A 7,771-nucleotide genomic window follows, 5' to 3' on the forward strand; every position below is an offset into this window, starting at 1 on the left:
CGGGGGGGTTGTCGGGGTTGTTTTTTTTTGTGTTGGGGTGGGGGGGGGGGGGGGGGGGGGGGGGGGGGGGGGGGGGGGTGTTGGGGGGGGGGGGGGGGGCCCCCCCCCGCCCCCCCCCCACCCCGTACCGGTGGGTGGCGCGGGTCGTAGACTCCCTGCGTGGCGGGCTGCTTCCGCGCCGGCGGGGGTCGAGGACCTCGGGTGGCCTCTCGCCGTCCCGCCCTACTCAGGATCCCCCGGGGGTGGACGCCATGGCCGCGGCAACGACGATCGTGAACGCCAAGGTGTTCGACGGCACGAGGTCGCGGGACTGGACTTCGGTCCGGTTCGCCGACGGGCTGATCACCGAGTGCTCGGCGGCCCCGGCCGCCCGGGACGGCGACGACGTGGTCGACGCGGGTGGCGGAACGGTGTTCCCCGGACTGATCGACGCGCACGTGCACCTCGTCCCCGGCGCCCTCGCACAGTCGTTGACCTTTGGCGTCACCACCGTTCTCGACATGTTCAGCAAGCCCGACCTGGTGGCGCGGGCCAAGGAGCAGGCCGGTTCCCATCCGGACGTGGCCGATGTGCGTTCCTCGGGTGTCGGTGCCACGGCGCCCGACGGGCACCCGTCGCTGATGTACGCCCCGTTCCCGACCCTGACCGCCGCCGACCAGGCCGAACGGTTCGTCGCGGAGCGGATCGCGGCGGGTTCGGACTATCTGAAGATCATCTCCGGCACCGGCGGTCTCTGGCCGTCGCTGGACTCCGGGACCGTCACCGCTCTGGTCACCGCCGCGCATGCCCGCGGCCTGCTCGTCGTCGCCCATGTGAGCTCGGTGGCCGGCGTCGAGGAGGTGGTGGCCGCCGGTGTCGACGTGCTGGCCCACGTCCCCGTGGACGCCGAGCTGGGCGAGGCGCTGGTCGGACGCATGGCCGAGGCCGGGATCGCGGTCGGTCCGACGCTCGCCACCATCGAGAACACCCTGGGTGAACCGGGTGGCGCGGCCGTGGCGGGCGACCCGCGGCTCGCCGGGCCGCTCGGCGAAGCCTGGACACGGCGGTTGACCTCGGCCGCCCCGGGCCGGCGCGGCCGGGCGACGCCGCCCTACTCCCGGGCCGAGGAGAACGTACGGCGGCTGGCCGACGCGGGGATCACGCTGCTGGCGGGCACCGACGCCCCGAACCCGGGGACCGTGTTCGGGGCGAGCCTGCACCGGGAACTGGAGCTCCTGGTCCGGTGCGGCATCGGCCCGGCGCGGGCCCTGGCCGCCGCCACGGCCGAGCCGGCCCGGGTCTTCGGCCTCGCCGACCGGGGACGCATCGCGGCCGGGCGGCGCGCGGATCTGGTCCTGGTGTCCGGTGACCCGTTGACGGACATCACCGCGACCCGCGCGATCGAACGGATCTGGCGCGGGGGCACGGCCTGTGACCGGCGCACCTTCGTCGCGAGCCCCGCCGAGGCCGAGCAGCTCGACGCCTTCGACGCCCAGGTCGCCAGGGCGGTGGCGGCCGTGCGCGAACGCCGGTCCCCCTTCGCCCCGAGGAGGGCCCGCTGACCGCGAGCCGGCACCACGCGCGGTCCCCGGCCGCTCCGACCGGCGCAGCCTGGGCCTGGCAGGGTGTCAGCCGGGACCGCTCCCGGGCGCCGCTCCCGCGGCAGCCCTGATCTCCTCGGTCGACAGTCCGGCCTGTTCGCAGAGCGTGGCGAGGTCGAAGTAGATCCGCTCGCCCGCCATCCGGCCGTCCTTGAACGGTGCGACGTTGGCGAACGGCACCACGAACGACCCGCCACCCGGCGGGACACCGAGCCAGGGGCCGCCGCTCGTGCCGCGCAGCTCGCCCCAGACGACGATCACGTCGTCGCCGAAGGTCATGCCCTGGTCGACGGGCACGATGTCGGGGAAGGCGGTGAAGAAGGCCGCGTAAGCGGCACGGGTGGCCGCCTTCCCCTCGACCCGGCGTCCGAGGGCCACCGTCTCGAAGAAGCAGTCGTCGGTGAAGGTCGCGAGCACGGCATCGAAGTCGCGCGCTCTCTCGGCTTCGCGGTGGACCTCGAAGAGGTGCAGCATCTCGTCACGTTGCATGCCCACGTTCTCCCGTCGGCCGGGCCCCGCCCAACGCAAGAGGCCCGTTCATCAGCCGTTCGGCCCCCGGCGTCACGCGACGGACCGGCGGACCGGCGGACCGGCGGGCGCCGCCCGAGCCCGTCGAGTTCTCCCCGGTGGGCGTGGTCCGCGGCGGCCTCCCGCCGGACGCCCGCCGGGGCCGACGTCGGCCAACGACGCGGGGGCGGCCCGGCGGGGTCCGGCCTGCCGGGCCGCGACCGGGCAGGACCCGGACCCCGGCAGCGGAAAGGGTGGGAACGTGAGGCTCGGCCTGCGGGAACGACGGACCCACCGGTACCCGCCCGGCGACTCGTCGTGCGGCCGGGCCGGGTCCGGCAGCCCGGCCGCGCCGGCGAAGCGAGGTCGCCGGAGAGAGCGCCGGAGTGAAGTCGCCGGAGAGCGCGCGGCGAACGCCCGGGTGATCGGGCGGCCGCCGCAGGTCAGGACCGCGCGGCGGCACGCACGGAGCCGGTCAGATCTGCCGGTCCGGGTCGGAGAAGGTCAGGCCGCCGACGCCGAGCGGGCGCCGCACCGGGGCGGGCTCGTCGACGGTCTCGGTGGGCGGCTGGCGGAAGTCGGCGCCCTGCTCGACCGGCAGCAGTCGGCGGCCGCCGGACTGGGCGGGCACGGCGGAGGCATCGGCGACGGGCTCGGAGAACGCGGGCAGCCCGAGGCTGCGACGGTCAGGGGTCATGATCCCAGTCTCGCAGCAGAGCGGCGTGAACCAAAGCACGATCGACGTGACGAAGACCCGGCCCCGCCGGCGGCACGGACCCCCGGCCCGCTTCGTCGGGCCCGCTACCAGAGGGTGGACGGTCCGGTGAGGACCCAGCCGGTGTCGGTGGGCCTGACCCAGAAGCCCAGGGCCAGCTCGATCCTCCGGCCGCGGCAGGTGAGCTCCACGTAGAGGTGGCTGCCGGTGGGCCCCCAACTGAAGTCGCCGAGGTCGAGTTCGCCCAGCCAGGACAGGTCCCGCTCCCACGCGTCGGCCGCGGGGCCGCGCCCCGCCCCGGCCTCCTCGGCGCCGGTTTCGCGAGCGCCCGCCCACAGGGACGTGAGCACGTGCCGCACCGGCGCGTGATCGACGAGCTGTTCGGCCTCGGAGATCCTTCCGGACCGCAGCAGGCCGAAGTAGCGGCGGACGACGGCTTCGACATCGGTCTCGGCGGGGAGCTCCGTCCAGGTCTTCACCAACGGGATCGTAGCCGCCCTCCGGCGCCGGTCCGCGCCGGGCGGCCGACCGGGGAACGGGCGGGCTCGTACGCGGGCCGCCGTCCCGGTCCCGGGGGGTGACCGGAACCCCGGCCGTCACCCGCCGTGGCCGAGCGCCGCCCCCACGTCCGCGGCCCCGCCGGGGGCCCGGCCGGCCGGGGAACTATCGGGCCGACTCGTCTAGCATCGGTGGTATGGCAGAGCGAGAGTTCGCGCTCACCGCGCCGCAGCTCCTCATCGAGACCGACAGTGACTCGCAGGTGATGAGCCCGGGACACAGCTATGCCGTCGGGCGTGACCCCACCAGCGACGTCGTGCTCACCGACCCGAGGGTGTCCTGGCACCACGCCGTCCTGCACGTCGACGACGGCCACTGGATGCTCGACGACGCCGGCTCCACCAACGGCACCTTCTGCCAGGGCCACCGCGTCCAGCACCTGGACGTCGGCCCCGGGTACATCCTGCGGTTCGGCAACGCCTCCGACGGCCCCTGTTGCACCCTGAGCGCCCTGCACAAGCCGACCGTGGTCAGGGACCCGCAACCCTCCGCGCTGACCGCCATCACCGGTCTGGACCGGCCGCCGACCAGCGTCCGCCGGCTGCCTGCCAAGGTGATCCGGATCGGCCGGGCACCCGACAACGACCTGGTGCTCGGTGACCTGTCCGTCTCCCGGCACCACGCCGAACTGCGCGCCCATTCCGACGGCCGGTACGAGATCGCCGACCTCGACAGCCACAACGGCACCTACCTCAACGGCCTGCCGATCCGGCAGGCCCTGGTCGGTCCCGCCGACATCGTCGGCATCGGCCACTCCGCCTTCTGCCTGGTCGGCGACCAGTTGCAGGAGTTCGTCGACACCGGCGACATCGACCTCGACGTCGAAGGCCTCACCGTCGAGGTGGGCGACGGCCGCGTCCTGCTCGACAAGGTCTCCTTCCCGGTCGGCCAGCACTGCCTGCTCGCCGTCGCCGGTCCGAGCGGCGCCGGCAAGTCCACCCTGCTCAACGCTCTCACCGGCCTGCGCCCCGCCGACCGCGGCACCGTGCGCTACGACGGCCGCGACCTGTACCACGACTACGCGGAACTGCGGCACCGCATCGGCCTGGTGCCGCAGGACGACATCCTGCACACCCAGCTGACCGTCCGCCGGGCCCTCGGCTACGCCGGTGAGCTGCGCTTCCCCGGCGACACCGCCCCCGCCGAACGCTCCGCCCGGGTCGAGGAGGTGATCACCGAACTCGGTCTGACCAAACGCGCCGACCAGGTGATCTCCACCCTCTCCGGCGGCCAGCGCAAACGGGTCAGCGTCGCCCTCGAACTGCTCACCAAGCCGTCCCTGCTCTTCCTCGACGAGCCCACCAGCGGCCTCGACCCGGGCATGGACCGTTCGGTGATGCAGATGCTGCGCGGCCTGGCCGACGACGGGCACACCATCGTCGTGGTCACCCACAGCGTGCTCAGCCTCGACCTGTGCGACCGCCTGCTGCTGCTCGCCCCCGGCGGGCGCCTCGCCTGGTACGGGCCGCCCGGCGAGACCCTCGACCACTTCGGGTTCAAGCACTGGTCCGAGGCCTTCGAGGCGTTCGAGAACGAGACCGACCGCGACTGGGCGGGCCAGTACCGCGCCTCCCCGCCGTACAAGCGCTACATCGCGGGCGCGACCGCACGGCCGCCCCAGCCCGGGCAGCTCGGACCGGCCGGACAGCCCGGCGGCGCCGCCCCGGCGGCCGCCGTGGTGCCGCCCCTGCCCAAGCCCAAGCCGCGCGGCTGGAGCAAGCAGGTCTCCACCCTGGTACGGCGGTACGCCACCGCGCTCTCCGCCGACCGCACCTTCCTCGCCGTCATGATCGCCCTGCCGTTCGTCATGGGCGCCCTGACCCGGGCCCTGGCCGGCAGCCGCCTCGACGACTCCACCGCCCTCAACACCCTGCTCATCCTCTGCGTCAGCGGCGTCCTGATCGGCGCCGCCAACGCGGTGCGCGAACTGGTCAAGGAACGCAGCATCTACCAACGCGAGAGAGCCGTCGGCCTGTCCAGATCCGCGTACCTCTGCTCGAAGATCGTGGTGCTCGGAACCATCACCGTCGTCCAGTCGGTCGTCCTCACCATGGTCGCCCTGGCGGGGGTGCAGCTCGGACCACCGGGCACCGAGGGCGTCCTGCTGCCCCCGCTGCTCGAAATCACCCTCGCCGTCGCCCTGCTCTCGGTGACCGCGATGATGCTGGGCCTGGTGATCTCGGCGCTGGTGAAGAAGGAGGAGGTGACCATGCCGCTGCTGGTGCTGGTCGCCATCGTCCAGGTCGTCTTCTGCGGCGCGCTGCTCCAGCTGAACGGCGCGCCGGTGCTCAATCAGCTCTCCTGGCTGGTCCCCTCCCGCTGGGCCTTCGCCGCGATGGCCGCCACGCTCGACCTCGGCGCGGCCTTCCCGGCCACCTTCAGCGACGACCCGCTCTTCACCCACTCCGTCGGCACCCTGCTGCTCGACCTGGGCATGATGGTCGTCCTCTCGGTGCTCTGCGGGGTGCTGGTCAGTCGGCTGCTGCGCCGCCACGAACCCGCCATCATGCGCGGGTAGCGGGAGCGGCGCCGGGCGCCGGGGCGCCCACGACGAGGGCAGCCCCCGCTGCCCGGCGGGGACGGCCCTCGAACGCGGCCCACGCCCGCCCCTCCGCCCTGCGGAGCGCGGCCCGGCGGAGCGGAGCGGAGGGGTGGGCGGGGTCAGGACGCGGGGCACCCCCACGACCGGGCGCACCCCTACGACCGGGTGGCCGCCTACGAGCAGGTCACCGGTACGAAGGCCGCTCCCCCGCCGGGCGGTTCGAGCACACGGCAACCGAGCCGGTGCAGCCGGTGCAGCACCGCGCGGGCCTCGCGGTCGTTCAGCGAGAAGACGAACGGGCCCGGTATGAGCAGGGTCCCGGGACCGCCGACTCCACTGGACACCACGGAACAGTGCGGGATACATGGTGGCCGGTACCTACTCCGAGCGAACTTTCCCTACGTATCCGGCCCACGAAAGGGTGGGGGCGGCCGGGTCCCGCGGCCGGCGCGGCGGCCGGGCGGGCCGTTCTCGTCGGGCCGACCGCGGTTGCCTCCCCCGCGAGGTGGCAGGATGCGTGGCGTGGACATTCGCCGCAGGAACAACGTGAGATTCGCCGGCCCCGCCGACGGGCCGGTGGTCGTGCTGGCGCACGGGTTCGGCTGCGACCAGAACATGTGGCGCCTGATCGTGCCGGCCCTGGCAGAGCGGTACCGGGTGGTGCTGTTCGACTACGTCGGCTCCGGTGGGTCCGACTTCTCGACCTGGAGCGAGGAGCGGTACTCCTCCCTCCGGGGCTACGCGCAGGACGTGGTGGAGGTGTGCGAGGAGCTGGACCTGCACGACGCGGTCTTCGTCGGGCACTCGGTCAGCGCGATGGTGGGGGTCCTGGCCGCCGAGGCGGCGCCGCAGCGGATCGGCGCGCTGGTGATGGTGGCCCCCTCACCGTGCTACATCGACGGGGAGGACTACCGGGGCGGCTTCAGCACGGAGGACATCGAGGAACTGCTGACCTCCCTGGAGTCGAACTACCTGGGCTGGTCCTCCGCCATGGCACCGGTGATCATGGGAAACCCGGAGCGGCCGGAGCTGGGGCAGGAGCTGACGAACAGCTTCTGCGCCACGGACCCGGACATCGCCCGGGTCTTCGCCCGGACCACCTTCCTCACCGACAGCCGCGGGGACCTCGCGAGCGTCCGGGTGCCGACCCTGGTCCTGGAGTGCTCCCAGGACGTGATCGCCCCACGCGAGGTCGGCGCGTACGTGCGGTCCGCGATCCCCTCCTCGCGCCTGGTCACCCTGGACGCCACCGGACACTGCCCGCAGCTGAGCGCGCCCGAGGCCACCGCCGAAGCGATCCTGGCCTTCCTGGAGGAGCGCCGGTGATGACCCGCCCCGGTGACGGACCGGAGCGGGCGGGAGCCGGCGATCAGGCCGCGACGACGGCCGCGTTCAGCGCACTCCTGGAGGACAGCGCCGAGGACCTGTACGAGTCCGCGCCCTGCGGCTACCTGTCGACGCTGATGGACGGCACCATCGCCAAGATCAACACCACCCTGCTCGACTGGCTCGGCCTCGAACGCGCGGAGGTGGTGGGCCGGATGCGCTTCGCCGACCTCCTGACCGTCGGCGGAAAGCTCTACCACGAGACGCACTTCGCGCCGCTGCTGCAGATGCAGGGCGAACTGCACGGCATCGCGCTGGAGATGAGGACCGCGGCCAGGGGCCGCCTGCCGGTGCTGGTGTCCTCCGTGGTCAAGCGCGGCACCGGCGGGAAGCCGCTGCTGATCCGCAGCACCGTCTTCGACGCGTCCGACCGCCGCGCCTACGAGGCCGAACTCCTGCACCGCCGCCAGGACGCCGAGCGGGCCCGCGCCGAGGCGGAGCGGGCCCGCGCCGAGGCGGAGCGGGCCCGGGCGGAGGCGGAGC

8 protein-coding genes are annotated in these 7,771 nt (G+C 73.8%); 4 read left to right on the plus strand and 4 right to left on the minus strand.

Going from position 1 to position 7,771, the window contains the following annotated elements:
* The first annotated feature begins 251 nt into the window (after nt 1–251).
* On the plus strand, nt 252–1,541 hold the full coding sequence (locus ABT263_RS38145) for an amidohydrolase family protein (protein ID WP_352298385.1): 1,290 nt from the start codon (nt 252–254) through the stop codon (nt 1,539–1,541).
* Nucleotides 1,542–1,607: 66 nt separating this feature from the next.
* Here the strand turns inward: ABT263_RS38145 and ABT263_RS38150 are convergent, their stop codons facing one another.
* From ABT263_RS38150 to ABT263_RS38160, 3 genes are all read right to left on the minus strand, one after another.
* Nucleotides 1,608–2,069, minus strand: coding sequence for an ester cyclase (locus ABT263_RS38150; RefSeq protein ID WP_352298388.1), 462 nt, complete (start codon nt 2,067–2,069; stop codon nt 1,608–1,610).
* A 493-nt stretch (nt 2,070–2,562) separates the two neighbouring features.
* Nucleotides 2,563–2,784 carry a hypothetical protein gene (locus ABT263_RS38155; protein ID WP_352298391.1) on the minus strand — a complete coding sequence of 74 codons (222 nt, stop codon included), beginning with the start codon at nt 2,782–2,784 and terminating at the stop codon, nt 2,563–2,565.
* Nucleotides 2,785–2,888: 104 nt separating this feature from the next.
* Complete coding sequence (locus tag ABT263_RS38160; RefSeq protein WP_352298394.1) at nt 2,889–3,281, minus strand: hypothetical protein; 393 nt, start codon at nt 3,279–3,281, stop codon at nt 2,889–2,891.
* Nucleotides 3,282–3,496: 215 nt separating this feature from the next.
* On the opposite strand from ABT263_RS38160, the gene ABT263_RS38165 reads away from it, so the two are divergent.
* Nucleotides 3,497–5,878, plus strand: a complete 2,382-nt coding sequence (locus ABT263_RS38165) for an FHA domain-containing protein (RefSeq protein ID WP_352298397.1) — start codon at nt 3,497–3,499, stop codon at nt 5,876–5,878.
* Between the two features lie 197 nt (nt 5,879–6,075).
* On the opposite strand, the gene ABT263_RS38170 is transcribed toward ABT263_RS38165, so the two are convergent.
* Nucleotides 6,076–6,246, minus strand: coding sequence for a hypothetical protein (locus ABT263_RS38170; RefSeq protein WP_352298400.1), 171 nt, complete (start codon nt 6,244–6,246; stop codon nt 6,076–6,078).
* Between the two features lie 178 nt (nt 6,247–6,424).
* On the opposite strand from ABT263_RS38170, the gene ABT263_RS38175 reads away from it, so the two are divergent.
* Nucleotides 6,425–7,228: an alpha/beta fold hydrolase gene (locus ABT263_RS38175; protein ID WP_352298403.1), complete on the plus strand. Its 804-nt coding sequence runs from the start codon at nt 6,425–6,427 to the stop codon at nt 7,226–7,228.
* The coding region (locus ABT263_RS38180) for a PAS domain-containing protein (protein ID WP_352298406.1) at nt 7,228–7,771 on the plus strand (544 nt) is incomplete at its 3' end. The genes ABT263_RS38175 and ABT263_RS38180, both read left to right, overlap by 1 nt.

Source organism: Kitasatospora sp. NPDC001603 (genome assembly GCF_040298365.1).
In the GTDB taxonomy this organism is placed as follows: domain Bacteria; phylum Actinomycetota; class Actinomycetes; order Streptomycetales; family Streptomycetaceae; genus Kitasatospora.